The organism is Aeromonas sp. S2(2024) (assembly GCF_041402505.1).
GTDB classification, from domain to species: Bacteria; Pseudomonadota; Gammaproteobacteria; order Enterobacterales; family Aeromonadaceae; genus Aeromonas; species Aeromonas media.
In genome coordinates this window covers 19,548-44,517 of record NZ_JBGLRL010000003.1, presented here as the reverse complement: position 1 = coordinate 44,517, position 24,970 = coordinate 19,548, and the positions used below count along the sequence as shown (strand labels likewise).

General features: G+C 58.6%; 25 protein-coding genes and 1 tRNA gene. 15 read left to right on the top strand and 11 right to left on the bottom strand.

Going from position 1 to position 24,970, the window contains the following annotated elements:
- The first annotated feature begins 78 nt into the window (after positions 1–78).
- The 10 genes from eno (at position 79) to rpoS (ending at position 8,346) form a co-directional block, all read left to right on the top strand.
- Entirely contained in the window at positions 79–1,377 is a 1,299-nt protein-coding gene (eno, locus tag ACB039_RS04355) for a phosphopyruvate hydratase (protein ID WP_025328247.1), read from the top strand.
- A gap of 288 nt (positions 1,378–1,665) precedes the next feature.
- A complete protein-coding gene (gene ftsB / locus ACB039_RS04350; protein WP_025328246.1) occupies positions 1,666–1,983 on the top strand; it encodes a cell division protein FtsB in 318 nt (105 codons plus the stop codon).
- Positions 1,976–2,686 (top strand): 2-C-methyl-D-erythritol 4-phosphate cytidylyltransferase, encoded by a 711-nt coding sequence (gene ispD, locus ACB039_RS04345; RefSeq protein ID WP_005332753.1) that lies wholly within the window; start codon positions 1,976–1,978, stop codon positions 2,684–2,686. The genes ftsB and ispD overlap by 8 nt, the downstream gene beginning before the upstream one ends.
- Positions 2,687–2,765: 79 nt before the next feature.
- On the top strand, positions 2,766–3,242 hold the full coding sequence (ispF, locus tag ACB039_RS04340; protein ID WP_041205043.1) for a 2-C-methyl-D-erythritol 2,4-cyclodiphosphate synthase: 477 nt from the start codon (positions 2,766–2,768) through the stop codon (positions 3,240–3,242).
- Positions 3,242–4,300: a tRNA pseudouridine(13) synthase TruD gene (gene truD, locus ACB039_RS04335; RefSeq protein ID WP_041206808.1), complete on the top strand. Its 1,059-nt coding sequence runs from the start codon at positions 3,242–3,244 to the stop codon at positions 4,298–4,300. The genes ispF and truD overlap by 1 nt, the downstream gene beginning before the upstream one ends.
- On the top strand, positions 4,281–5,042 hold the full coding sequence (gene surE / locus ACB039_RS04330; protein WP_005332745.1) for a 5'/3'-nucleotidase SurE: 762 nt from the start codon (positions 4,281–4,283) through the stop codon (positions 5,040–5,042). Before truD ends, surE begins: the two co-directional genes overlap by 20 nt.
- Positions 5,043–5,046: 4 nt before the next feature.
- A complete protein-coding gene (locus ACB039_RS04325) occupies positions 5,047–5,664 on the top strand; it encodes a protein-L-isoaspartate(D-aspartate) O-methyltransferase (RefSeq protein WP_005332743.1) in 618 nt (205 codons plus the stop codon).
- A complete protein-coding gene (locus ACB039_RS04320) occupies positions 5,661–6,242 on the top strand; it encodes a YqaA family protein (protein ID WP_041205044.1) in 582 nt (193 codons plus the stop codon). The genes ACB039_RS04325 and ACB039_RS04320 overlap by 4 nt, the downstream gene beginning before the upstream one ends.
- A gap of 9 nt (positions 6,243–6,251) precedes the next feature.
- On the top strand, positions 6,252–7,316 hold the full coding sequence (locus tag ACB039_RS04315) for a LysM peptidoglycan-binding domain-containing protein (protein ID WP_041205045.1): 1,065 nt from the start codon (positions 6,252–6,254) through the stop codon (positions 7,314–7,316).
- A gap of 46 nt (positions 7,317–7,362) precedes the next feature.
- On the top strand, positions 7,363–8,346 hold the full coding sequence (rpoS, locus tag ACB039_RS04310; protein WP_005331913.1) for an RNA polymerase sigma factor RpoS: 984 nt from the start codon (positions 7,363–7,365) through the stop codon (positions 8,344–8,346).
- 87 nt (positions 8,347–8,433) lie between these two features.
- Here rpoS and tsaD read toward each other — a convergent pair whose 3' ends face one another.
- Complete coding sequence (gene tsaD / locus ACB039_RS04305) at positions 8,434–9,447, bottom strand: tRNA (adenosine(37)-N6)-threonylcarbamoyltransferase complex transferase subunit TsaD (protein ID WP_005331910.1); 1,014 nt, start codon at positions 9,445–9,447, stop codon at positions 8,434–8,436.
- A 179-nt stretch (positions 9,448–9,626) separates the two neighbouring features.
- Between tsaD and rpsU the strand changes: the two genes are divergently transcribed.
- From rpsU to ACB039_RS04280, 5 genes are all read left to right on the top strand, one after another.
- A complete protein-coding gene (gene rpsU, locus ACB039_RS04300; protein WP_005309452.1) occupies positions 9,627–9,842 on the top strand; it encodes a 30S ribosomal protein S21 in 216 nt (71 codons plus the stop codon).
- A gap of 15 nt (positions 9,843–9,857) precedes the next feature.
- On the top strand, positions 9,858–10,301 hold the full coding sequence (locus tag ACB039_RS04295) for a GatB/YqeY domain-containing protein (protein ID WP_005331908.1): 444 nt from the start codon (positions 9,858–9,860) through the stop codon (positions 10,299–10,301).
- Positions 10,302–10,389: 88 nt separating this feature from the next.
- A complete protein-coding gene (gene dnaG, locus ACB039_RS04290; protein WP_005331907.1) occupies positions 10,390–12,177 on the top strand; it encodes a DNA primase in 1,788 nt (595 codons plus the stop codon).
- Between the two features lie 183 nt (positions 12,178–12,360).
- The gene (rpoD, locus tag ACB039_RS04285; protein WP_263685420.1) at positions 12,361–14,256 is read left to right on the top strand and encodes an RNA polymerase sigma factor RpoD; all 1,896 of its coding nucleotides are present in this window, start codon (positions 12,361–12,363) and stop codon (positions 14,254–14,256) included.
- A 190-nt stretch (positions 14,257–14,446) separates the two neighbouring features.
- Positions 14,447–14,523 (top strand) — tRNA-Ile (locus ACB039_RS04280).
- A gap of 213 nt (positions 14,524–14,736) precedes the next feature.
- On the opposite strand, the gene ACB039_RS04275 is transcribed toward ACB039_RS04280, so the two are convergent.
- From ACB039_RS04275 to purD, 10 genes are all read right to left on the bottom strand, one after another.
- Positions 14,737–15,459: a hypothetical protein gene (locus ACB039_RS04275; protein ID WP_125607575.1), complete on the bottom strand. Its 723-nt coding sequence runs from the start codon at positions 15,457–15,459 to the stop codon at positions 14,737–14,739.
- Positions 15,460–15,678: 219 nt separating this feature from the next.
- Positions 15,679–16,344: an inovirus-type Gp2 protein gene (locus ACB039_RS04270; protein WP_371165202.1), complete on the bottom strand. Its 666-nt coding sequence runs from the start codon at positions 16,342–16,344 to the stop codon at positions 15,679–15,681.
- A gap of 325 nt (positions 16,345–16,669) precedes the next feature.
- A complete protein-coding gene (locus ACB039_RS04265; protein ID WP_371165201.1) occupies positions 16,670–16,894 on the bottom strand; it encodes a hypothetical protein in 225 nt (74 codons plus the stop codon).
- Positions 16,894–17,082 (bottom strand): AlpA family transcriptional regulator, encoded by a 189-nt coding sequence (locus ACB039_RS04260; protein WP_041993776.1) that lies wholly within the window; start codon positions 17,080–17,082, stop codon positions 16,894–16,896. The genes ACB039_RS04265 and ACB039_RS04260 overlap by 1 nt, the downstream gene beginning before the upstream one ends.
- 97 nt (positions 17,083–17,179) lie before the next feature.
- Positions 17,180–17,704, bottom strand: coding sequence for a hypothetical protein (locus ACB039_RS04255; RefSeq protein ID WP_371165200.1), 525 nt, complete (start codon positions 17,702–17,704; stop codon positions 17,180–17,182).
- Complete coding sequence (locus tag ACB039_RS04250; protein ID WP_371165199.1) at positions 17,704–18,996, bottom strand: tyrosine-type recombinase/integrase; 1,293 nt, start codon at positions 18,994–18,996, stop codon at positions 17,704–17,706. Before ACB039_RS04250 ends, ACB039_RS04255 begins: the two co-directional genes overlap by 1 nt.
- A gap of 479 nt (positions 18,997–19,475) precedes the next feature.
- A complete protein-coding gene (locus tag ACB039_RS04245) occupies positions 19,476–21,893 on the bottom strand; it encodes an alpha amylase C-terminal domain-containing protein (RefSeq protein WP_371165198.1) in 2,418 nt (805 codons plus the stop codon).
- 446 nt (positions 21,894–22,339) lie between these two features.
- The gene (locus ACB039_RS04240) at positions 22,340–22,894 is read right to left on the bottom strand and encodes a cytochrome b/b6 domain-containing protein (RefSeq protein WP_182786418.1); all 555 of its coding nucleotides are present in this window, start codon (positions 22,892–22,894) and stop codon (positions 22,340–22,342) included.
- Entirely contained in the window at positions 22,875–23,249 is a 375-nt protein-coding gene (locus tag ACB039_RS04235) for a cytochrome b562 (protein ID WP_041205049.1), read from the bottom strand. The genes ACB039_RS04240 and ACB039_RS04235 overlap by 20 nt, the downstream gene beginning before the upstream one ends.
- 359 nt (positions 23,250–23,608) lie before the next feature.
- Positions 23,609–24,898, bottom strand: coding sequence for a phosphoribosylamine--glycine ligase (purD, locus tag ACB039_RS04230; protein WP_182786416.1), 1,290 nt, complete (start codon positions 24,896–24,898; stop codon positions 23,609–23,611).
- Positions 24,899–24,970: the final 72 nt, after the last annotated feature.

Below are 24,970 nucleotides of genomic sequence, written 5' to 3'. Positions count from 1 at the left end.
TGCGGTTGGGGCTCTGTGCCGCAGCCGCTTTTTTTGGCATATTTTTGTTGTTTTTTTACGAAACCTGAGGAAATACACATGTCCAAGATCGTTAAAGTGATCGGTCGTGAAATCATCGACTCCCGTGGTAACCCGACCGTTGAGGCCGAAGTTCACCTGGAAGGTGGTTTTGTTGGTATGGCAGCCGCTCCGTCTGGCGCGTCCACCGGTTCCCGCGAAGCGCTGGAACTGCGTGACGGCGACAAGAGCCGTTTCCTGGGTAAAGGCGTGCTGAAAGCCATCGAAGCCGTAAACGGCCCGATCGCTCAGGCTCTGCTGGGTAAAGATGCCAAGGACCAGGCCGCTATTGACCAAATCATGATCGACCTCGACGGTACCGAGAACAAATCCAAGTTCGGCGCCAACGCCATCCTGGCCGTTTCCCTGGCTAACGCCAAAGCCGCTGCTGCTGCCAAGGGCCTGCCGCTGTACGCCCACATCGCCGAGTTGAACGGCACCCCGGGTGTCTACTCCATGCCGCTGCCCATGATGAACATCATCAACGGTGGTGAGCACGCCGACAACAACGTCGACATCCAGGAGTTCATGATCCAGCCGGTTGGCGCCAAGACCCTGAAAGAAGCCATCCGCATGGGTGCCGAGGTCTTCCACAACCTGGCCAAGGTACTGAAGTCCAAGGGCTACGCCACTGCAGTGGGCGACGAAGGCGGTTTCGCACCGAACCTGAAGTCCAACGCCGAAGCGCTGGAAGTGATCGCCGAAGCCGTTGCCGCTGCCGGTTACAAGCTGGGCACCGACATCACCCTGGCCATGGACTGCGCTGCTTCCGAGTTCTACGACGCAGAGAAGAAAGAGTACAACCTGAAGGGCGAAGGTCGTATCTTCACCTCCAACGAGTTCTCCGACTACTTGGCCGACCTGACCACCAAGTTCCCGATCGTCTCCATCGAAGATGGCCTGGACGAATCTGACTGGGAAGGCTTCGCCTACCAGACTGCTGAACTGGGCAAGAAAATCCAGATCGTGGGTGACGACCTGTTCGTAACCAACACCAAGATCCTGAAGCGCGGTATCGACAACGGCATCGCCAACTCCATCCTGATCAAGTTCAACCAGATCGGTTCCCTGACCGAAACTCTGGCTGCCATCAAGATGGCCAAGGACGCTGGCTACACCGCCGTCATCTCCCACCGCTCCGGTGAGACCGAAGACGCGACCATCGCCGACCTGGCCGTGGGTACCGCTGCTGGCCAGATCAAGACCGGTTCCATGAGCCGTTCTGACCGTGTTGCCAAGTACAACCAGCTGATCCGTATCGAAGAAGCCCTGGGTGCCAAGGCTCCGTTCCGCGGTCTGAAAGAAGTCAAAGGCCAGTAATTACTGCCTGCAATTCTTAAGCTGTTGAAAAGCCCCGCCACTCTGGCGGGGCTTTTTTGTATCCGTCGCCACCCCATTGTCAGGCCAGCCGCTGATCGGCGGCGGTTTTCGTATGGTTGCCGCCAATCTGGCGCCAAGGCCGCCCGTCCTGGGAACTGCGCGGTTTTTTGGCCCTCGTCTGCGGGGCCCAGCCATCTTTTTTAGTCCCCCGCCCCGTCTGGCACACCGGCTTTCTTTTGTCTTGCCTGCGAATATGGGAAACTAGGCCGCTTGAAGGAGACTCAGTGCATGCGGCTACTCACTCTTATCCTGCTCCTCCTGTTGGGAGGGCTGCAATATGACTTCTGGCTGGGGAAAAACGGCCTATCAGATTATCGGGAGCTCTCCAATGCCATCGAGCGGCAACAGCAGGACAATCTGGTTCTCAAGGACCGCAACAACCTGATTTACCGGGAGATCGACGATCTGACCTCGGGCCTTGAGGCCATCGAGGAGCTGTCGCGCAACGATCTTGGCTACATCAAGCAGGGCGAGACCTTCTACCGGATCATTCCCAAAGACAAAGACCAAGCAACGGAGCCGGACGGCGTCCCCTACGATGACTGATTTCCACAGCGGGCTGACCGCCATAGTTCCGGCCGCCGGTATCGGTAGCCGCATGGGAGCAGACTGTCCCAAGCAGTACCTGACACTGGCGGGGAAGACCATCCTGGAGCATACGCTCGGCTGTTTACTGTCCCATCCGGCCATAGCCCGGGTGATAGTGGCGCTGGCGCCGCACGATGAGTGGTTCGAGCAACTGGCCGTGGCGGCCGACCCGCGGGTGCTGCGAGTGGAAGGGGGAAGCGAGCGTGCCTATTCGGTGCTCAACGCCCTGCATGTGGTAGAGGGGAAGTGGGTACTGGTGCACGACGCCGCCCGCCCCTGTCTGACCCAGGGGGATCTCGATGCCCTGATAGCCAGTGCCATGGCGTGCGATGGCGCCATCCTCGGCAGCCGGGTGCGCGACACCATGAAACGCACAGACGGGGCTGGCAACATAGTGGCGACCGTCGAGCGCGAACAGCTTTGGCATGCCCTGACGCCGCAGATGTTTCCCACCGGCACCCTGAAGCGGGCGCTGGAGGAGGGGCTGGCCCTGGGGGCCCTCATCACAGACGAAGCCTCCGCCATGGAGCGCGCCGGTTTTACCGTGAAGATGGTGGAGGGGCGTGCCGACAACATCAAGGTGACCCGCCCGGAAGATCTCTCCCTGGCCGAGCTCTTTTTACAACAACAGAGTGCGCGCCAGCAGGCGCGACCCGATTGACCCGCAGAGGGGCCCGCATGATCCACATTGGACATGGTTTTGATGAGACAGATTTCTGTGTATTGAGGGGGGATCAGGCATGATGCGAATTGGACATGGTTTTGACGTGCACAAGTTTGGCGGGGTTGGCCCCTGCATGCTGGGTGGCGTCCCGGTACCCTATGAGCAGGGCCTGCTGGCCCACTCCGACGGCGACGTCGTGCTGCATGCGGTGAGCGATGCCCTGCTGGGGGCCATCGGCGCTGGCGACATCGGCCGTCACTTCCCCGATACCGCCGCCGCGTTCAAAGGGATCGACAGCCGCATCCTGCTGCGGGACGTCTTTGCCCGGGTACAGCAGGCGGGTTACGCCATCGGCAACCTGGATGTGACCATCATCGCCCAGGCCCCCAAGATGGCGCCCCATATCGAGGCCATGTGCGCCGTGCTGGCGGCCGATCTGCAATGTGATTTGAACCGGGTGAATGTCAAGGCGACCACCACAGAACAACTCGGGTTTACGGGGCGCAAGGAAGGGATCGCCACCGAAGCCGTCGTCTTACTGGTGAAACAATGATGCTGGAACAGCTGAGCTATCTGCACGGGGAGCCTGTCGCCCGCGGCATCCTCAAGGCCGAGGCCGCCGACTTCGTGGTGAATGAAGATCTCGGCTTCGAACCCTGCGGGGAGGGGGAGCACATCTTCGTGCGGGTGCGCAAAACCGGCGAGAACACCGCCTGGGTCGCGGGCCTGCTGGCCGATGCGGCCGGCGTCAACCGCAATGCGGTGACCTGGGCGGGTCTCAAGGATCGCCACGCGGTGACCGAGCAGTGGTTCGGCATTCATCTGCCGGGCAAGGGCGAACCGGATCTCTCTGTCATCCAGAGCGACAGCATCCAGATCCTGCAGGCCAAGCGCCACAACAAGAAGCTGCGGGTTGGCTACCTCAAGGGCAACCACTTCACCCTGCGCCTCACCGGTCTGGAACAGGCAGGCGATCTGGAAGCCCGGCTGCAGGCCATCGCCACTCAGGGCGTGCCCAATTACTACGGCGAGCAACGCTTTGGCCGGGATGGCAACAACCTGGACGCGGCCAAGGCGATGTTTGCCGGCAAGCGGATCAAGGATCGCAACAAGCGCTCCCTCTATCTCTCCGCCGCCCGCAGCATGCTGTTCAACGCCATCGTCAGCGCCCGCATCGAACAGGGGCTGGCACACCAGCTGCTGGCCGGTGACTGTGTGATGCTGAGGGGCAGCCACTCCATCTTCAGTGAAGAGGTGCTGACTCCCGAGCTGGAGGCGCGCCTCGCCTCCGGCGACGTGCAGCTCACCGCCCCCCAGTGGGGTCGTGGCCGGCTGGCGAGCCAGGGTGCCGCCGCCGAGTTTGAACAGGCAGTGCTGGCCCCTTACGCCGAATGGTGTGACGGGCTGGAGAAGGCCGGACTGGATCAGGACAGGCGTCCACTGCTGCTCAAGCCGGAGCAGATGAGCTGGCAGCAGGATGGCGAGGTGCTGACCCTCTCCTTCTTCCTGCCGGCCGGAGCCTTTGCCACCAGCGTGGTGCGCGAGTTAATGCAGGCCGAAGAGGCCGATCACGGTTTCAGGAACCCAACCGATGCGAATTCTGGTCAGTAATGACGATGGAGTACATGCCGAGGGCATTCGTGCCCTCAGCGAGGCGCTGACTGCCTGCGGCGAAGTCATTGTGGTGGCGCCGGATCGCAACCGCAGCGGCGCGAGTCACTCCCTGACGCTGGAAGTGCCGCTGCGGGTTACGCGCCTTGGCGAAACCGGCTTTAATGGCAGCGAGAGCTATGCGGTGAAGGGTACCCCGACCGACTGCGTGCACCTGGCGGTCAACGAGCTGGTGCGCCCGGAGCCGGACATGGTGGTGGCCGGAATAAACCACGGCGCCAACCTGGGGGATGATGTCATCTACTCGGGCACGGTCGCTGCGGCCACCGAGGGACGCCACCTTGGCTTCCCCTCCATCGCCATCTCCCTGGTGGGCAAGACCCACTTCGCCACGGCGGCCCACTATGCGGCCTTGCTGGTGAAGGGGCTGATGAAACATCCCCTGCCTGCCGATCAGATCCTCAACGTCAACGTGCCGGACCTGCCCCTCGAACAGATCAAGGGGATCAGGGTGACCCGCCTTGGCAACCGCCATCCCGCCGAGTCGGTGATCCGCAGCGAGGATCCCCGTGGCCAGCCCATCTACTGGATAGGCCCCCCCGGCAGCCAGCAGGATGCGGGAGACGGCACTGATTTCGCCGCCATCGAGCAGGGTTATGTCTCCATCACCCCATTGACCATCGACATGACTGCCTATGACAGTCTGGCGAGTCTGGGTGCCTGGCTGGATCTGCAGGGATGACGTTGTGATAGTACAGCGCCTGTTGAATCAACTGATTGCCCAGGACATTCGTGATTTCCGCGTGCTCGCGGCGATTGCGAAAGTGCCGCGCCAGCTGTTTGTGGATGAAGCCATGGCTCACAAGGCCTGGGACAATACGGCCCTGCCCATCGGCCATGGCCAGACCATCTCCCAGCCCTACATAGTGGCGCGGATGACAGAGTTGCTGATCCAGAACGATCCGGCCCATGTGCTGGAGATCGGCACTGGCTCCGGCTATCAGACCGCAGTGCTGGCCCACCTGGTGGAGCATGTCTACACGGTGGAGCGGATCAAGTCGTTGCAGTTCCAGGCCCGGCGCCGGCTGCGCCAGCTCGACCTGCACAATGTCTCGGCCAAGCACGGCAACGGCTGGCTGGGCTGGCCCAACAAGGGACCGTTCGATGCCATCCTGGTGACGGCCGCGGCGAGCGAGGTGCCCAAGGCCCTGACCGATCAGCTGGCCGAAGGCGGGCGTCTGGTGCTGCCAGTGGGGGATAGCCAGCAGACTCTGCAGCTGATCGAGCGATCCGGCTCCCAGCTGACCAGCCGGATCCTGGAGCCGGTGCGTTTTGTTCCCCTGATTGACGGAGATGTGGAGTGAAGTTGTTTTCCCGTTTGTACGTACTGGTGATGCAGTGGGCCCGTCACAAGCACGCCCCCTGGTATCTCTCCATCACCGCCTTTATCGAGTCGGTGTTCTGGCCTATTCCGGTGGACGTGATGCTGGCCCCCATGGCGCTCGCCAAGCCGCACAAGGCGTGGCACTACGCCGGGTTGGCAACCCTCTTCTCGGTGCTGGGGGCGCTGTTTGGTTATGCCCTTGGCTATGCCCTGTGGGAACCCGTGGTCCAGCCGCTGGTGATCTCGGTTGGCTATGAAGACAAGATTGCGCTGGCCGAGCAGTGGTTTGCGCAGTGGGGGATCTGGGTGATTTTTATTGCCAGTTTCACGCCGATCCCCTACAAGGTGTTTACCGTTACTGCGGGCTTGCTCCACATGGCACTGCTGCCCTTTATCCTGACCTCGCTGATCGGCCGAGGCATGCGATTTTTCCTGGTAGCGGGTCTGATGCGATGGGGGGGTGAGAAGATGGAGCGCAAGCTGATGCACTATGTGGATGTGCTCGGCTGGCTCTGTATTGGTTTGGCCATTACGGCCTATTTCTGGTTTAGTCGTTAAGGATCCACTATGCGTTCGCGTGTTTGGCAAGGAAGCAGTGTCATCGTATTGTCATGGCTACTGCTTGCCTGCTCTTCCAGCAAGACTGCTGCCCCGGTACAGAGTCTGGGCAATGACCCCATTGCCTCGACCATCCCGACTCGTCAAAACATGGCCAATTCGGGCATGCAGGGTGGCAGTTACACAGTGGTGAAGGGGGATACCCTGTACTCCATCGCATTCCGTTCGGGCATGGATGTCGCGTCCCTGGTCAGCCTCAACGGGATCAGCCCCCCCTACAACATCTATCCGGGCCAGCAGCTCAGGCTGGATGGCTCTTCCGGCGCTGTGGTCAGCACAGGCATGGCAATGAGCCGCCCTGTCACCAGCGGCAACGGTACCTATGAGGTGCGTCGTGGCGATACCCTGAGCAGCATAGGCCGCCAGTTCAATGTGTCCAATCAGACTCTGGCACAGCGCAACAACCTGCAGGCACCCTATTCACTCCATGTTGGCCAGGTACTCAACGTAGGCTCGAGTGCGGCGGCAGGCGGCCAGATGGTAGCGGCGACCACACCGTCGGTGACCAGCTCTGGACCAAAACCCATGGCGACAGCACCGGCAGGTACGACCACACCGTTTATTGCTCAGAAAACGATTGCTCCTGCACCGTCAACAGCATACGCTCAGGCGAAAGAACAAAAAAACATCAGTTCCCAGTCAACTCTCTCCTGGCATTGGCCAGCGAAAGGACGGGTCGTTGAAGGCTTCTCCGTTGCGGAACAGGGCAACAAGGGCATCGACATCTCCGGCCAGAAGGGTCAACCCGTTTACGCCGCCAGCGGCGGCAAAGTGGTCTACGCGGGTAGTGCACTCAGGGGTTACGGCAAGCTGATTATTCTCAAGCACAACGATGACTACCTCTCTGCTTACGCCCACAACGACGAGCTGAGGGTCAGGGAGGGAGACTCCGTCAAAGGCGGAGCCGTCATCGCCAACATGGGTAGCACGGATGCGCCGGATGTGCGCTTGCACTTTGAAATCCGGTACAAAGGCAAGTCAATCAACCCTATGGGCTATTTGCCAAAGCGTTAACCCAGAGAGCTAGGTCTTACTCTGGTTCAGGTCAGGGAGACATATCATGAGCCAAGAACAACTGGTAATGCAGGATGCAGAGTTAGAGTTCGACGAAGAGCTGGAGGCCCAGGAGGAAGAAGAGGTTCAGGAGGTTGCCGCCGAGGCTGAGGAGATCATCTCCGATGAGCTCATGGTGCCGGAACTGAACAAGGTGATGGACGCCACCCAGCTCTATCTGGGGGAGATCGGCTTCTCCCCCCTGCTCACCGCTGAAGAGGAAGTCTACTACGCCCGTCGTGCCCTGCGCGGTGACAAAGCCGCGCGCAAGCGCATGATCGAATCCAACCTGCGCCTGGTGGTCAAGATTGCCCGGCGCTACAACAACCGCGGCCTGGTGCTGCTGGATCTCATCGAAGAGGGCAACCTCGGTCTCATCCGCGCGGTCGAGAAGTTCGACCCGGAGCGCGGCTTCCGTTTCTCCACCTATGCCACCTGGTGGATCCGCCAGACCATAGAGCGGGCCATCATGAACCAGACCCGCACCATCCGGCTGCCGATCCATGTGGTGAAGGAGCTGAACGTCTACCTGCGCACCGCGCGCGAACTCTCCCACCGCCTAGACCATGAACCCACCGCCGAAGACATCGCCTTCGCGCTGGATCGCTCGGTCGACGATGTGAACCGCATGCTCAAGCTCAACGAAAAGATCACCTCGGTGGATACTCCCATCGGCGGCGATCGCGACAAGGCCCTGCTCGATGTCCTGTCCGATGAGCGAGGCATGGGGCCAGAGCTGGAGTCCCAGGAAGATGACATGCGCAGCAGCATAGTCCACTGGCTGGAAGAGCTGAATCCCAAGCAGCGTGAGGTACTGGCTCGCCGCTTCGGCCTGCTCGGTTATGAGCCAGCGACGCTCGAAGACGTGGGGGCCGAGATTGGCCTGACCCGGGAGCGGGTGCGCCAGATCCAGGTCGAGGGGTTGCGCCGCCTGCGGGAGATCCTGCTGGGACAGGGGCTCTCCATCGAGGCCCTGTTTAGAACCAATTGATCCGAACTAGCTGACGGCTGTTATGCCGAGGACAGTCACAACAAAGGGGCCAGAGGCCCCTTTTTCATTGCGAGAGGATCCTTGGGATCACACGGGATCCAGGGTATCCAGCGGCCAGCGCGGCACCGCCTTGACGACCAGCGGCTCGAACACGCCCGTCTTGAGGCGTTGCATGCCGGCATAGGCGATCATGGCGCCGTTGTCGGTGCAATACTCGGTGCGCGGATAGAACACCTCGCCCTTGAGACTCTCCATCAGCTCGGCCAGCTGGGCGCGCAGATGACGGTTGGCGCTGACGCCCCCGGCCACGACTAGGCGCTTGAGCCCGGTCTCTTTCAAGGCGCGGCGGCACTTGATGGCCAGAGTGTCGACCACAGCATCCTCAAACGCCCGGGCGATGTCGGCACGGGTCTGCTCATCGTCACCATTGGCGGCTATGGTGTTGGCGGCAAAGGTCTTGAGGCCGGAGAAGCTCATGTCGAGCCCGGGTCTGTCCGTCATGGGGCGGGGGAAGGTGAAGCGTCCCGTGGTGCCTTTCTCGGCCAGACGGGAGAGCAGAGGGCCGCCCGGGTAGTCCAGTCCCATCAACTTGGCTGTCTTGTCGAAGGCCTCGCCAGCGGCATCGTCGATGGATTCTCCCAGTAGTTGATAACTACCTATGCCGTCGACCCGCACCAGCATGGAGTGACCGCCGGAGACCAGCAGCGCCACGAAGGGGAACTCGGGGGCCCGCTCCTCCAGCATGGGAGCCAGCAGGTGGCCCTCCATATGGTGCACCGCCACGGCGGGTTTACCCCAGGCCATGGCGAGGGAGCGGCCTATGGTGGCCCCCACCAGGATGGCGCCAACCAGACCCGGTCCCGCAGTGTAGGCGATGCCGTCGATGTCATCTTTACCCAGTCCCGCCTCTTGCAATGCTGCCTGGATCAAGGGGATCGTCTTGCGGACGTGATCCCGGCTGGCGAGCTCGGGGACGACGCCACCGTAGTCCGCATGCAGCTTGACCTGGCTGTACAACTGGTGGGAAAGGATCCCTTTTTGATCGTCGAAGATCGCGATCCCGGTTTCGTCACAGGATGTCTCTATGCCCAATACACGCATTGCTAAAAAATTTCACTGCTAAAATGAGACGGCTATGGTAACCTTCGCGGGTTTTTTAAACCAGAGCGATCTCTGCGGGTTTACTTTCATTCCCTGTCCAGAGTATAATTTCGCACCATTTTAAGACATGCTGATCGATTGAAGGTCAGCTAACCATATATCACTGAGGTGAAAGGCACATGCCAGTAATCAAAGTCCGTGAAAATGAGCCGTTTGACGTTGCTCTGCGTCGCTTCAAGCGTTCTTGCGAAAAGGCCGGTATCCTGTCTGAAGTTCGTAGCCGTGAGTTCTACGAGAAGCCGACTACCATTCGCAAGCGTGCCAAAGCGTCTGCCGTCAAGCGTCACGCCAAGAAGCTGTCCCGCGAAAACGCACGTCGTATCCGCCTGTACTAATCGGGGGAGCATGCCGTGTCTCTGAAGGATCAACTCAAGGATCAACAAAAACTTGCCATGCTGGCCAAAGACAAGGCTCGCTTGGGAGCGATCCGTTTGTTGATGGCAGAAATCAAGCAGCGTGAAGTCGATACCCGTGTCGAGCTCAATGATGAGGATATCCTCGCTGTCGTGACCAAGATGGTCAAACAGCGCCGCGATTCCATCAGCCAATTTGAAGCTGCCGGTCGTCAGGATCTTGCCGACAAAGAGTCCGCCGAGATTCTGGTGCTGCAGGAATTCCTGCCGCAACAGCTGACCGCAGAGGAAATTGCCGTGTTGATCGAGCAAGCCATCACCGAAAGTGGGGCTGCCGTCATGGCGGATATGGGTAAAGTCATGGCTGTCTTGAAGCCGAAAATTCAGGGGCGTGCCGATGTCGGCGCCGTCAGTGCTCAGGTGAAAACCCGCTTGGCGTAACAGGCATTTCTCTTGTTAGTCGAAAGAAGCCGTGCTTCCCTGTGAATGCGCGGCTTTTTTATTTTCTCTGCAGTGAAACAGGACGGTTATGGCAGGCAGGATCCCACAATCCTTTATCGATGATCTGCTCGTACGCACAGACATAGTCGAGCTGATCGACTCGCGAGTGCGGCTGAAGAAGGCTGGCAAGAACTATCAGGCTTGTTGTCCTTTTCATAACGAAAAAAGCCCCTCTTTCACCGTCAGTCAGGAGAAGCAGTTCTACCACTGCTTCGGTTGCGGTGCTCACGGCAATGCCATCGGCTTTGTCATGGAGTACGACGGACTCGAATTCCCGGACGCCATCGAAGAGCTCGCCAGCATGCAAGGCATGCAGGTACCCCGCGAGCAGAGTCTGGGCGGCTCTGCAAGCTCTCAGCCTGCCGTCAGCAAGGATCTGTTCGAGCTGATGAACCAGATTGCCCGCTTCTATGAGAGCAATCTCAAGAACGCGCCGCAGGCGGTGGAATACCTTAAGGGGCGTGGTCTGACCGGTGAAGTGGTCAAGCGCTTCAACATAGGCTATGCCCCGGGAGACTGGGATCAGGTGCGTCGGCGCTTTGGCGCCAGCCGGGATCACGAGCAGTTGCTTATCTCCGGTGGCATGTTGATCCCCCGCGACAGCGGCCCAGGCAGCTATGATCGCTTCCGCGATCGCATCATGTTTCCCATCCGTGACAAGCGGGGCCGGGTCATCGGCTTCGGTGGCCGGGTGCTGGGGGACGGCACTCCCAAGTACCTCAACTCCCCGGAAACCCCCATCTTCCACAAGGGGCGTGAACTGTTCGGCCTCTACGAGGTGAAGCAGGCACACAAGGATCCTCGCCGGATCCTGGTGGTGGAGGGCTACATGGATGTGGTGGCGCTCGGTCAGTACGACATCGACTATGCGGTGGCCGCCCTGGGCACCGCCACCACCAGCGACCATATCCACACCCTGTTTCGGACCACGGCCGAGGTGGTCTGCTGTTACGACGGTGACAACGCCGGCCGTGAGGCGGCCTGGCGGGCGCTGGACAACGCACTCTCCCATCTGCAGGACGGGCGCGAACTCAAGTTCGTGTTCCTGCCCGATGGAGAAGATCCGGATTCGCTAGTGCGCCAGATTGGCAAGGAGGGGTTTGAGGCCTTGCTGGACGAGGCCCAGCCCTTCGCCGATTTCATGTTCGAGCGTCTCGGGCGTGATGCCGCCCTCTCTGGTGAGGCGGGCAAGTTTGAAGTGGCCAACAAGGCTGCCGAACTGATCCGTCGCGTGCCGGAGGGCTTTACCCGGGAAGGATTGATCACCCGGCTCTCCAGCATGATGCGTTGGGGGGAGAACAAGCAGCGGATCGCCGAGCTGTTTGCCCGCAATAGCCAGCCCAAGGGCGAAGTCAGCAAGCCCAAGGCCGCCAAGCTGACCCCCATTCGCCGGGCACTGGCTCTGATGGTGCAATATCCGGCGGTGACGGCCGAACTGCCGGCCATGCCGGAACTGGCTGGACTGCGGGTGCAGGGCATCAAGTTCCTGTTGCAGTTGCATCAGCAGATCCTGACTCAGCCAGGGATCACGACCGGCATCTTGCTGGAGCACTGGCGTGGCACCAAGGAGGGGGAAATCCTGGCTCAATTGGCCATGCACGACCTGTTTGAAGAGATCAAGCTCGACCAGGAGCCGGATATTCTGGGAGAATTGCAGGATACCTTCGTCGGTTTCATCAACCAGTTTCTGAAGCAACGAATCGAAGAATTGCAGGCCAAGGTGGCTCAGGAAAGGCTAAGCTCTGAGGAAACACAGGAGCTGATGATGCTGATCAGAGAGGTACAGATTGAGAAAAGAAATGAGAGCGGGGCTTGATATTTGAGTGATTAGTCCCAATATGAATACCGTTGCCCGAATCGACGGGATTAAAAGCAAACATTTTATAACCGCCTGGCCCCGACAATACTGCGGGCAGGGGTTTCTCATGACCGACGCCGCAACCAGACATAGCATGTCTGGCGGTTTTCTATTAGAATTGGCTATTTGCGCAGCAGCGCACTGTACGCGCAACCTAGCAACACCAACCGGATGAGTTCTATGGAGCAAACCCCGCAGTCTCAGCTTAAACTCCTCGTTGCCAAAGGTAAAGAACAGGGCTACCTGACCTATGCCGAGGTGAACGATCACCTCCCGCAAGACATTGTCGACTCTGACCAGATCGAAGACATCATCCAGATGATCAACGATATGGGTATCCAGGTAGTGGAAAACGCCCCGGACGCCGATGATCTGATCATGGCCGAAGGTGGTACCGCCGATGAGGACGCTGCCGAAGCAGCGGCCCAAGCTCTGGCATCTGTTGAATCTGAGATTGGTCGCACGACCGATCCCGTCCGCATGTACATGCGGGAAATGGGTACCGTCGAACTGCTGACCCGTGAAGGCGAAATCGACATCGCCAAACGGATCGAGGACGGTATCAATCAGGTACAAAGCTCCGTTGCCGAGTACCCTGAAGCCATCACTTACCTGCTCGAACAGTACGACAAGTACGAAGCCGAGCAACTGCGTCTGTCCGACATCATCTCCGGCTTTATCGATCCGAACGAAGCGGACGACGTGGCGCCGACCGCCACCCACATCGGCTCCGAACTCAGTGAAGACGATCTCGCTGACGAAGACGAAGATGAAGACGAGGATGAAGACGAAGACGGCGACAGCTCCGACGACGACGGGGACGGTGGTCCGGATCCGGAAGTCGCCCGCGAGAAGTTCGGTGAACTGCGTGCCCAGTACGAAGTCACCCGTCTCTCCATTCAGAAGAATGGTCGTGCCCACGACGACACCCAGGCCGCTATCGCCCAGCTGGCCGATGTGTTCCGTCAATTCCGCCTGATGCCCAAGCAGTTCGATCGCCTGGTCAACAACATGCGCGAGATGATGGAGCGGGTCCGCGTGCAGGAACGCATCATCATGAAGCTCTGCGTTGAGCAGGCCAAGATGCCGAAGAAGACCTTCGTCGCGGCCTTCACCAACAACGAGTGCGAAACTGCCTGGTTTGAATACCAGAAACAGGCTGGCAAGGCCTGGTCTCCGCGTCTGGTCGAGATGGACGAAGAAGTGCTGCGTTCCATCGGCAAGCTGCAGCAGATCGAAGAAGAGACAGGTCTGTCGATCGCCCAGATCAAGGACATCAACCGTCGCATGAGCATTGGTGAGGCCAAGGCCCGCCGTGCGAAGAAAGAGATGGTCGAGGCCAACTTGCGTCTGGTTATCTCTATCGCCAAGAAGTACACCAACCGCGGTCTGCAGTTCCTGGATCTGATCCAGGAGGGCAACATAGGTCTGATGAAGGCGGTGGACAAGTTTGAATACCGTCGTGGCTACAAGTTCTCGACTTACGCTACCTGGTGGATCCGTCAGGCCATTACCCGCTCCATCGCGGATCAGGCCCGTACCATCCGTATCCCGGTACACATGATCGAGACCATCAACAAGCTCAACCGTATCTCCCGTCAGATGCTGCAGGAGATGGGTCGTGAACCGAACCCGGAAGAGCTGGCCATGCGCATGGGCATGCCGGAAGACAAGATCCGCAAGGTATTGAAGATCGCCAAAGAGCCCATCTCCATGGAGACGCCCATCGGTGATGATGAAGATTCCCACTTGGGCGACTTCATCGAAGATACCACCCTGGCGCTGCCAGCGGATGCCGCCACCAGCGAGAGCCTGCGCAACGCCACCCGCGAAGTGTTGGCCGGCCTGACCGCTCGTGAGGCCAAGGTACTGCGGATGCGCTTCGGTATCGACATGAACACCGACCACACCCTCGAGGAAGTGGGCAAGCAGTTCGACGTCACCCGTGAGCGTATTCGTCAGATCGAAGCCAAGGCGCTGCGCAAGCTGCGCCACCCGAGCCGCTCGGAAGTGCTGCGCAGCTTCCTGGACGAATAGTCCAGAGGCTTTTCCCTGAGCAGTCTCAAAAGCCCCGCCACGCGGGGCTTTGTTTTATCCGGTTTGGCGCTATGGTTGCTCCGGAGCACAGATTGGGTGATAGATGGACAAAAACTCGCCAAGTGGTTGATCTGCCTATGGACGGCTTATCCTGCATCCCCTATAATCCACGCCGCAAAACCAACATCATGGCCCCTTAGCTCAGTTGGTTAGAGCAGTCGACTCATAATCGATTGGTCGCCCGTTCAAGTCGGGCAGGGGCCACCAATTCCAGCAAGGCGTAGCCGGTTAGTAACCGCTACGCCTTTTGCTTATCTGGCACTTTTGGGTGCTTTAATGGGTGCTTTTAAGGGAAGGCTAGGGGTTAGTTTTAGTTGTCATCCATCACCTGTCTCAAAAACCGCGCAACAAAAAAGCCCATCCTGCTTGGGTGGGCTTCTCGTTCGGGGGATGAGCTGTGTAATAAAAGCTCATGTCGGGTTATCTGCCTAAGCACAGATCAAAAACCGCATCACTGGCCCCGTCCATAATCATATGAAGTTCGTCAAATCCAACCGGACCCATGCTATATGCGAAATTGACTAGGTTTAACTGTATAGACACGGCCTTTTCTTTATTTCCATTTTCGTGCGTATCGATAGAGTAAAAGGCTCTTGCCTCATTCTGCATTTTTGCCCTTGGAATACCGCTTGCGCGGGCATAGATGTATCGTCTCATCTGCTCTGCAAATTGATGGCAATCTGAAACCGTGTTGTATGGATAAAATGTAATGCTATTTGGGGCTGTTCTATTAGACTCTTCGGCCGTGCCGTAACATTTTCTAAATGCGGTGTCTACAAAATCCACTATAACCTGTGTCTTCATTGCTTCGCTTTTAATAATCGGAACCTTGGCTTCATAGGCTTCCAGCACAAGCCTGAGGTATATTAGCTGGTCAATTGCTTTGTCTTGACATCCAGGACACGCATTTTCAGCTTGAACAACAAGATCTCGCGCCTTTTTAATCGCTTCCTCTTGAGTGAATTTCTCAGATAGGCGAAGCTCCATGGCATTTCTGGCTTTAGGGCCGACAATAACATTACAATATTCTCTGTCACCGGTATCGTTATATCCCATCCCAGTAGGATATTTATTCGCATACGCGCCAGCCCAAACATTACCAGTCAGCGCAGCAAGCATTACCATGAAAATGACTCTCTTCATCTTCCCCAAACTCCCGTTTTTCTGGCGATCATGCCGCTATTGTGTCGTTCGTCTAGCTATGACCTAGCCGTAACCTAGCTGTTATGATACCACCCTACAGGCGTCAATCTGAACCGTGGGAGCTTGTTTCTTGCATGTTAACGATCACGCCGTTTTGGTTTGTGTCCGTTCGGTACTAGCCAATTGCTAGCCAATCACTAACCAGATATTACCGTTATATTACCGCTGGTTGGTCACCGTAGAGTCACCGTTGTTTGAATGCGGTGGGGGAGTGAACCTAGACCAATCGAAATCCCGCACCCCATCCCGTCGATAGCCTTTGCCTCGCTCCTTGGTCAGATACGAAACACGGTAAACCGCCTCGGCGATGTTGTGGCCGTCGGTCATCAGATAGGGACTCTTGGGAATAGATAGCCGTCCCTTACGCCATTTTTCGCCTAGCTCCTCATACAATTGCGTGGGATAGCGGATTTTGTCGCCATCTATGAGCAGGGCTAAATGATAGTGCTGTCGCTTAGCTTTCTTTTGCTCACGCGCCCAAACGTACTCTAAGCGCGTTTTATACTTCCTTCTTACATGACGCACGGCCTGCTTCAAAAAGGCGCTTAGGCTTTCGTTGGTCTCCTCGTAATCGATCACGCTCAGATCTAACCGGATAAACATGACTCGTTTATAGCGCTCAACGGCCCCCACTATGCGACGGATCATCTCGCTCAATGGCTGGGTGTGGCAGCCACTCGATGGTATGGTGTTGATCGGGTACTCGATACCCTGATAACTGTAAACCGTCCGGTGTGTCACATAATCAGAACGTGTACCCCGTTTGCGTTTGGTTTGGCCTGTTACCTTGGCAGCAACAGCGCTTGGCAGGCCATCGGTTAACATGATGGGGTCGCTCCCCGCCTGTTTTCCCTTTTGGCTTGATAGCCCCTTAGATCTAAACCTCTTTCCTCATAGATATTATAAAATACCGCTCGATTTTCCGTTTTTTCGTGCCCCACTAGGCCGCGCCAATACTGGGTTTTACCCTGTTTAGCGAGCCCAATTAGCATGTCCCAATTAGCATAAATTGTTTCAAGGTGTATCAAGTCGGCAAACAGGCACGACAACAAGCGGCAAGTGGTGCCGTTGGTGGTTTTATTCATGAGTGTTATGCTCGATGGTGCTGGTGGCCGTCCTCGCCAAAGTAGGGCCACCAGCGAGTTATTGATTACGCCTCGGGTTCGCTCGGGGCGTTTTCTTTCAGCAGTAAAGCCACCTCGGGAAATGCCTCTTGAACCGCCAGCGCTTGCTCATACGCGAGCCTTTCGTTTTCCCCCTCATACTTGGGCTTGCTTCGCCAGAATCTCACTGTTATGCGCTCGAATTTTGCTGCGGCTGCACTGGCTGCCGCTCGCAGATCTGCTTTCGCGTTTGTTAGTGGGTAATGGGCCATCAGATTTCCCTCCCTTGACGCTCAATGAACGCCAATACCTCGGCCAGTTTCCAACGGATGGAATTTGGCCCAATTTTCACAAAGGCGGGAAAGTGGACGTGTGGATCGTTGATCCAGCGGCGAATGGTTGAACGGGAAACGGACGTAAGCTCAACCAACTGCTTTTCGGTAATGAGAACGGGTGACATTGATTAGTACTCCACATTGAACCAGCGCGGGATACGATGGCATGTGGCGAACTTTAGATAGCCGGTTTCACGAATAACCGGCTAGTAGTGAATGCAATCAAATCTTTTTTTTAAAGTTTGTAATCCAATTTCGAACCGTGCTTGTTTTCGTCCTCTTTCCGCCTTCATTGGTCACAAAGTAATCAACGCCAGCTATTTCTTCGAGCAATTGATCCTGGCCAGAATGATTGCTACGCAGTTCATCGAAGATCATTTCACTCGTCCAGCCAGGGTGTTCTTCCACTATGTCACGGACAGTATCTTTCAACGCGTTATACCTCTGTGTTCGGGGCCTCTTGGCTCGCTCGCTCTGCGTCCTATTGCTTAGGCGTATGTGAGTCGCTAGTCGATAAGACCAAGGATGATACCCAAGGGACATCTCTCCGCTAGATGAACGTTCACCCCCATGCTTCACAAGGTCATTAACTTGACCGGCGATCCTCATAAATTCGCCAAGCGGAGCCGCAGCCTCTTCTATCTTGATGAATATCTCGCGCTTGGACGGGGTTCGTCTTGCTTGGTTCTTCTCCAGTATGGCCGCCAATCGGCGCAGATATTCTATCTCTTCTTCTGCCGTTACCATCACACCCGCCCCCCAAAGTTGACGGAAACCACGGTATCCGCTGCCAGATCCAACAACCGCCGCTCCCATAGCTCCAAGGCTCGCCGCTTTTCTGGCAGATACTCATAGCGGTCATAGTGCTTGCTGGATACGTCATTCAGGGCGTGATTCTGTAGGCGATCGCGCAGGTCTTTGGCTATGCCAAGCTCGCCCATCAGGGTCTTACAGGTGCGGCGAAAATCGCGGGGGATGAAGTGGGCCATCTCGGTGCGCTTACGGTAACGGTCAACGGCTTGGCTTAATGACGCCATCGGCATAGGCTCGTTCTGTTTGGTGGCGTGAGCAAAGATAAAAGGGCTATCCGCCGTTGCCTCTTGCTGCTCTCTCAACACGCGCAAGGCGCTATCAGTGAGCGGGATCAGGTGGGGGCGGCCATTTTTGGAAAGCTCGGCGGTAATGGTCAGGGTCTTGGCTTGCCAGTCGATACTTGCCCAGCGTGAGGCGGCCAGCTCATAGGGACGTTGGCCGCCCGTGAAGAAACAGAGTCGGATCAGGCTGCGTAGGGTCAAGCCTAAGCTGGTGGGCTGCTCCATATCATCGAGCAACTGGCGAGCCTCTGCCCACGTCAGGAAACGCTCCCCAACACGCTCGGCGGCCTTTTGCTTGGGTATGGCAGCCACCGGATTAAGCACCAAGCCGAATTTGGCATCGTCTATGAAATTGGCGGGGTCGTTGTCATGTTTGAGGCCATGATTAAACGCTGCCATCAGGTAACTTCTGACGCGATTGGATTGGGTATCAGCACCACGGCGGATCATGTGCGCCAGAATGATTTTTATATCGTGCGCGGTCACGTCCTTGGCTTTGGTCGTGGGTTTGATTACTGGATAGGTCTCTTTCTCCAAGGCCAGCAACACGGCGGCATGGGTGCGCTTGCCATCCTTCTTCATCTGCTCGGTGTAGCTTTTGAATAGCTGTTCAATAGTGCCTTGCTGTTCATGCTCCCGCTGCTCTTGATCCCGCTTTCTGGTTTGGCGCGTCAGCTCATCTTTGGGGTCTAGGCCATCACGGATCGTCTGGCTGAATGCCTTGGCCTTTTCGCGGGCATCGGCAAGGGAGAGGGTCGGAAAGCGGCCAAGCTGAATGAAGGCGCGTTTCTCGTTGCGGGTATAGCGAAACACAAACATCTTGCCGCCACTCGGCAACACCTTGACGCCTAGTCCACCAGCACCACGGGTACGGTCATCATCCATCTTGTAATAGGCGCTTTCTTTCGTCACCAGCGCGGCGATCTCGTTGTGTGTTAGCGGCATAGTCGATTGGTCTCAGTTAAAGGCACCCAAACGTTAAATTGGGTGCTGTAATGGGTGCTTTTAAGGTGAAGCTACCTGATACTTTGTGAGACTCAATGATACAAGTGATTTTGCTATATGTCTGTGATTTAAGGGGTTTTTTATGATTTGTGAGACAGCGTGAAACGTTGTGAAAACGTTAAATTCACGACTCATAATCGATTGGTCGCCCGTTCAAGTCGGGCAGGGGCCACCACATTCAGACAAAGCCGCTCTTCGTGAGCGGCTTTGTCGTTTCTGGCGCTCACCAGCGCCGGTCCAGCTCCTAGGCATAGGGCGCCATGTGCGCCGATAGGGGAGGCGCGTCTCGGGGGATGAAGACGCAGTATGCCTGCCCGTCGGCAAGTGGGGGCCCGTCATACGAAAAAGCCTCCCGCCGATATGGCAGGAGGCCTGTTTCAGTGTCCGAGAGTGTGAAAGCCTGGGGCTAGTGTTCAGGCTTACTGGGCGCTCAAGCTGTAGGTCAGAGTCTGGTCGTTGAAGCGCACCACATAGGCACCGATTACTGCCGTGGTGATGTCTGTCCCGGCCAGCTCGGCCACGCCGTCCTTGTTGGTGTCGCCGTAGTTCTGGGTCCAGTCTCCCTTGACGTCGAACTTGAAGCGCTGGCCGCCGCTGGCATCACCGGTCCCGGTGAAATTGACGTTGGCTTGCCAGAGGTGATCGCTCACCAGCGTCATGGGGGTTGTGCCCCAGCCATTGGTGGTGCCACGGATATTCAGGCTGACGATGTTCTTGGCATAGCCGATGCTGACCGGGTTCAGGCTGTATTGCAGGGTCTGGTCATTGAAGCGCACGCGATACTGGCCGCTGACCGTGGTCAGTATGTCGGCGCCCCCCTGTTCGGCTACGCCATCCTTGTTGGTGTCACCGTAGTTCTGGGTCCAGTCTCTCTTGACGTCGAACTTGAAGCGCTGGTTGGCCTGGCCGTCGAAGGTGAGTATTGCCTCCCACTGGTTGTCGGCAACCAGCGTCATGGCAAGGGATCCCCAGGCATTGGGGGTGCCGCGCAGGTGCAGGGTGGGCAGCACGCTGTTGTAGGCGCCGTTGCTGTCGGTGACTGTCACAGTGGCGTTGGCACTGGCGGTCAGCCCTTCGGCATCGCTGACCGTCAGGGTGACGGTATGGGTGCCCGGGGTATCGAACTGGACGGTTTCAGTAGGGGCGCTGCCGCCGGTGGACCAGCTGTAGCTCGCCACACCTTCATCATCGGTGGAGGCGGAGCCATCGAACACCACGCTTTCCCCCGTCTTGATGCTGAGGGTCTTGGGCGAGAGGGCGGCGACCGGTGCCTGGTTGCTGGTGAGGGGGGTGACGGTATAGCGCAGGTCGCCTTCGCTCAGGGTGATGCGGTAGCTGCCCGCCCCGCTGACCAGGATATCCTTGCTGCTGCCCTTGTCGGCGATGCCATCCCCTTCGTTGTCGCCGTAGTTCTCGGCCCAGTTGCCGAAGACATCGAACTTGAAGCGTTGGGCACCGGTTGCGTCACCGTTGCCGGTCAGGGTGAGGGTGGCGGACCAGACACGGTTGGCATCGACTGTCATGGGGGTGTTGCCCCAGGCGTTGGGGGTGCCGCGCAGGTTCATGCTGCTGAACTTGTTGCCCGGCAGTGCAGAACCACCGCAGGGGCTGGCCTTGGTGCAACCGGCAATGATGGCGGCCGCCTTCATGCCGGGCACGTTCAGGCTGGCCTTGCCGCTGCCGTCGACGGTGACATAGCCGCCGCTGCAGTAGTCATTTCCCCCCAGGAGGTTGCAGTACTCGCCCGCTGGCAGGCCGGTCTGCACCGAGGCTATCAGGCTGCCGCTCTCGTTGTTGATGGCGACAAAGCCCTTGTCTCCCCGACCGAAGGCTATCTGGTTGTTGCCGTTATCCCACCAGTTGCTGACTGGCTGGCCTTCGGTCCTGTTGTGGAACAGGGCCATGTTCATGATGGTCGGGCGACGTTGCTCGCAGTTCCATTGGCCATCGGTGCAAGGCGTGCTGCCCGGTGCCCCCTTGTCGGTTTCATAGGTGCCCATGTTCTCGAAGCGATAGCCCGACATCACCTGCTTCCAGCCATAGGGCCAGGCCATCATGAAGGTGTTGGCCAAGTCATAGCGGGCACCGCTCATGAAGGTGAGCATGCCGCCACCGCCGTGGCCGCGCTCGCGGTCGTGATTGACCACGAAGACGAAGGCCTTGTTGGAGGGGAGCAGACCCCAGCTCTCGCCGAGGGTCTTGAGATTCTTGATCTGGCTGTTGAAGTTGGCGGCCAGATCCGTGCCGTATTTGAAGTCGGTGACGGTGTCGATGTAGGTGTAGCGGCCCGGTTGGATGTCGGGGGACTCTCCGCCTGCGCCGATCACCTCCAGGTAGGCCTTGGGGCTGCCTGCCTTGTCGAGGATGGCCTTCACCTCGCTCGGGGCCATGTGTTTGGCCGCATCGATACGAAAGCCCGCCACGCCCCAACCGAGCAGGGTCTTCATGTAGGTGGCAATCTGATCCTGCACGTAGGGAGAGCCGGTGTTGAGATCCGGCATGCCGTAGAGGGCACCGTTCCAGACGTTGTTGCTGTCGCCGTAGTTGGTGATGTCGCCGCTGTGGTGGAAGTCGTTGTAGCCGAACTGGGGATACTGATATTGCCCCGAGTTGTAGCTGCCGCCGCCGGTGGCGGTCCCAGTGCCCGAGGCCAGCTGGTTGAAGACGGCATCGGCGTAGACCTTGACCCCGACGGCGTTGCAGCGGGCGATCATGCTTCTGAGTTCCGCCTCACTGCCGCCGAAGCTGTTGAAGTTCTTGAAGCTGACGGGCTGATAGACGGTCCACCAGACTTGGCTCCCCTGCTTGTGCTCGGCGGGGGGGGGTGATCTGGACACCGCCGAATCCCTTGGGACCGAGCACTGTCTCGCACTCGGTGGCGATGTCGTTGAATTTCCATTGGAACAGATGGACCATGACCCCTTCGGCGGCGGCTGTGTGGCTGAATGAGCCCAGCACCGCGGCGAGCATGGCGGTTCGAAACACTGTGTTGTGCATGACGATTTTCCCTTCGATCTTGTAATTGACGTGTCACTGTCTTTATTTCGAACGGACCACAAACAACCTCGTTCGGCTCTGTAGCATTCATGAAATCGAGGCGATTGAAAATCGAACAGCGGAGATTAGTTAAGAATTGTGAATGAAAATGCTTTCATGACAGCGGAAGGCAAGAGGGGAAGCATCGTGGCCGATGAAGGGCTAAGGCGGCGGTGGCTAGCGGAAAGAGGTGGTTTGCAGACGGATGACGGGTAAGGGAAGACGGGCACAATGATGCCCGTCTGGTTCAGAAATGGGGCTCCTGCTGGTGCTGCGATACCTGGCGCCGACGGCGGGGCAGCATGCGGGTCACCAGGTTGCTGCGCTGACGCCAGGAGGTATAGACGATGGCGCACAGGTGCAGGGCTATCATGGCCTGCAGCGCCCAGGTGCACCACTCGTGCCAGTCATCCGCCCCCAGCTCGAAGCCGGTCTCTGTGTTCTGGAACCAGCCACTGCCAGCGGTCGCCAGTACGAGCAGCCAGAGGGCCCAGACCGCCAGCTTGCCGCTGCCGTGATGGCCGGGCGCCGCAGGGGCACGCTCGCGTAGCGCCACGGCCTGCTGGCGGAAATCGTCCCGGCTCGGGATGAGGGCGCGCAGGCGAGCATGGCCCCGTGCCAGGGTGAGCCCCCACAGCAGGCGCAACCCGATCAGGGCCATGGCGCCATAGCCCAGCCATTCATGCCACTCCTCACCCGCCTCGTTGAGCCAGAGGTTGCCGATGCATACTGTCGCCACCCCCCAATGGGTGAGGCGGACCAGACCATCCCAGTGGAAGGGGTCAGCCTTTCTGCTTGGCATATTGGTGGTACTCCTTCTTCAGGTCATTGACCTTGGCCAGGTGGGCCTGGGCCTTCTCCTGATCACCGGCCTGCAGGGCCGCCAGGCTGGCATCCAGCTCGCTCTGCACCTTGTTCATGCCCTCGAGGAACTTCTCCTTCTTGGCGGTCGGCATGTTTCTCTCCTTGGCCACATCGAGCTGAGCCTTCATCTCCTTGATGTGTTTCTCCATGGTGGCCGCATCATCTGCCTTGACGGCCTGCTTGTAGTTGAAGCCGATCTTCTTCATTGGCTGCTCCAGATCGCCAGCCATGGCGGGCAGAGTCATCAGACCAAACATCAGGGGCAGCAGCAGGGGACGCACAGTTTTCAACATGGGATTTCCTTATGAGACGACGAGATTGCAGGTTCTTATGGCACTCATTTGAGTGCGGTATCATACAGCATGATGCCATGAAAGCGGGGCAATTGTATGGGGAAAGTGCGACCAATTGTGACGAAATGTGTGCATTGTGCTGTGCATATATAGTCAGAAGGGGATGAGCCAGGGGCGGATACAGGGCGGCAACCCGGGGTCGTGGGCTCGAGGCGGCGAGAGGTGCGAAGGGGATGGATGCTGCCTGCCACTACCAAGCCGGGCTTGGGGGGAAGTCTTGGGCCGGCAGGGCGGTTCCCGGTGGCCCGGGCAGCAAAAAGGGCCCGCAGGCCCTTGTGTTCGGTGTGGAGAGGCGGCCTTTACTTGGCCTGCTCGCGCTCGATGGCGCGCCAGCCGATGTCCTTGCGGTAGAAGACACCGTCCCACTGAATGCGACCCGCCAGCTGGTAGGCGCGTTGCTGCGCCTCGGCGACGGTGTGGCCCAGCGCGGTGGCGCACAGCACGCGGCCACCGGCGGTGACTATGGTGTCTCCTGCCAGCTGGGAGCCGGCATGGAATACTTTCTCGCCGCTCGCCTCTTCCACCGGCAGGCCGCTGATGGGCTTGCCCTGCTGGTAGTCACCGGGGTAACCACCCGCCGCCAGCACCACGCCGATGGCGACGCGGGGATCATAGATGGCTTCGACCTGATCCAGCTTACCGGCACAGGCGGCCAGGCACAGCTCCACCAGATCGGAGCGCATCCGCAGCATGATGGGCTGGGTCTCGGGGTCGCCGAAGCGGCAGTTGAACTCGATCACCTTGGGGTTGCCCTGGGTATCGATCATCAGGCCGGCGTAGAGGAAGCCGGTGTAGACGTTGCCCTCGGCCGCCATGCCGCGCACTGTCGGCATGATCACCTGCTCCATCACTTTTTGATGCACCGCATCTGTCACTACGGGCGCCGGGGAGTAAGCCCCCATGCCGCCGGTGTTGAGGCCGGTGTCGCCGTCGCCGACCCGCTTGTGATCCTGGCTGGTGGCCATGGGCAGCACGTGCTCGCCGTCCACCATGACGATGAAACTCGCCTCTTCCCCGTCCAGGAACTCCTCGATCACCACACGGGCACCGGCGTCACCGAAGGCATTGCCGGAGAGCATGTCGCGCACTGCCGCTTCCGCCTCTTCGAGCTCCATGGCGACGATGACGCCCTTGCCTGCCGCCAGACCGTCAGCCTTGATGACGATGGGGGCACCCTTCTCGCGCAGGTAGGCCAAAGCGGGCTCCACCTCGGTGAAGTTCTGGTACTCGGCGGTGGGGATGGCGTGGCGCGCCAGGAAGTCCTTCGCGAAGGCCTTGGAGCCCTCCAGTTGGGCGGCGGCGGCGGTTGGGCCGAAGATGGCGAGCCCTTCGGCACGGAAGGCATCCACCACCCCTTTCACCAGGGGCGCTTCCGGCCCGACGATGGTGAGACCGATCTGCTGGGCCTTGGCGAAGGCCAGCAGGCCCTGGATGTCGGTCGCCTTGATGGCGACGTTCTCTATGCTGCCCTCGTGGGCGGTGCCGGCATTGCCGGGGGCGACGAACACCCGGGTCACCATGGGGGATTGCTTGGCCTTCCAGGCCAGGGCGTGCTCACGGCCGCCGTTGCCAATGATCAGTACTTTCATCGTATCGCTCGCTTCTATTTGTGATAACCGCCTGGGGCTGCGGTTGAAAATAGTCAGTTGAAAAGAGACAAC

Coding starts and splice junctions, on each gene's coding strand:
- ispF (WP_041205043.1), top strand. CDS start 2,766: ATGATGCGAATTGGACATGGTTTTGACGTGCACAAGTTTGGCGGGGTT.
- ACB039_RS04275 (WP_125607575.1), bottom strand. CDS start 15,459: ATGAAGAGAGTCATTTTCATGGTAATGCTTGCTGCGCTGACTGGTAAT.
- truD (WP_041206808.1), top strand. CDS start 3,242: ATGCTGGAACAGCTGAGCTATCTGCACGGGGAGCCTGTCGCCCGCGGC.
- ftsB (WP_025328246.1), top strand. CDS start 1,666: ATGCGGCTACTCACTCTTATCCTGCTCCTCCTGTTGGGAGGGCTGCAA.
- rpsU (WP_005309452.1), top strand. CDS start 9,627: ATGCCAGTAATCAAAGTCCGTGAAAATGAGCCGTTTGACGTTGCTCTG.
- tsaD (WP_005331910.1), bottom strand. CDS start 9,447: ATGCGTGTATTGGGCATAGAGACATCCTGTGACGAAACCGGGATCGCG.
- eno (WP_025328247.1), top strand. CDS start 79: ATGTCCAAGATCGTTAAAGTGATCGGTCGTGAAATCATCGACTCCCGT.
- purD (WP_182786416.1), bottom strand. CDS start 24,898: ATGAAAGTACTGATCATTGGCAACGGCGGCCGTGAGCACGCCCTGGCC.
- ACB039_RS04265 (WP_371165201.1), bottom strand. CDS start 16,894: ATGGCCCATTACCCACTAACAAACGCGAAAGCAGATCTGCGAGCGGCA.
- ispD (WP_005332753.1), top strand. CDS start 1,976: ATGACTGATTTCCACAGCGGGCTGACCGCCATAGTTCCGGCCGCCGGT.
- dnaG (WP_005331907.1), top strand. CDS start 10,390: ATGGCAGGCAGGATCCCACAATCCTTTATCGATGATCTGCTCGTACGC.
- rpoS (WP_005331913.1), top strand. CDS start 7,363: ATGAGCCAAGAACAACTGGTAATGCAGGATGCAGAGTTAGAGTTCGAC.
- ACB039_RS04260 (WP_041993776.1), bottom strand. CDS start 17,082: ATGTCACCCGTTCTCATTACCGAAAAGCAGTTGGTTGAGCTTACGTCC.
- surE (WP_005332745.1), top strand. CDS start 4,281: ATGCGAATTCTGGTCAGTAATGACGATGGAGTACATGCCGAGGGCATT.
- ACB039_RS04250 (WP_371165199.1), bottom strand. CDS start 18,996: ATGCCGCTAACACACAACGAGATCGCCGCGCTGGTGACGAAAGAAAGC.
- ACB039_RS04240 (WP_182786418.1), bottom strand. CDS start 22,894: ATGCCAAGCAGAAAGGCTGACCCCTTCCACTGGGATGGTCTGGTCCGC.
- ACB039_RS04315 (WP_041205045.1), top strand. CDS start 6,252: ATGCGTTCGCGTGTTTGGCAAGGAAGCAGTGTCATCGTATTGTCATGG.
- ACB039_RS04235 (WP_041205049.1), bottom strand. CDS start 23,249: ATGTTGAAAACTGTGCGTCCCCTGCTGCTGCCCCTGATGTTTGGTCTG.
- ACB039_RS04270 (WP_371165202.1), bottom strand. CDS start 16,344: ATGTTAACCGATGGCCTGCCAAGCGCTGTTGCTGCCAAGGTAACAGGC.
- ACB039_RS04255 (WP_371165200.1), bottom strand. CDS start 17,704: ATGGTAACGGCAGAAGAAGAGATAGAATATCTGCGCCGATTGGCGGCC.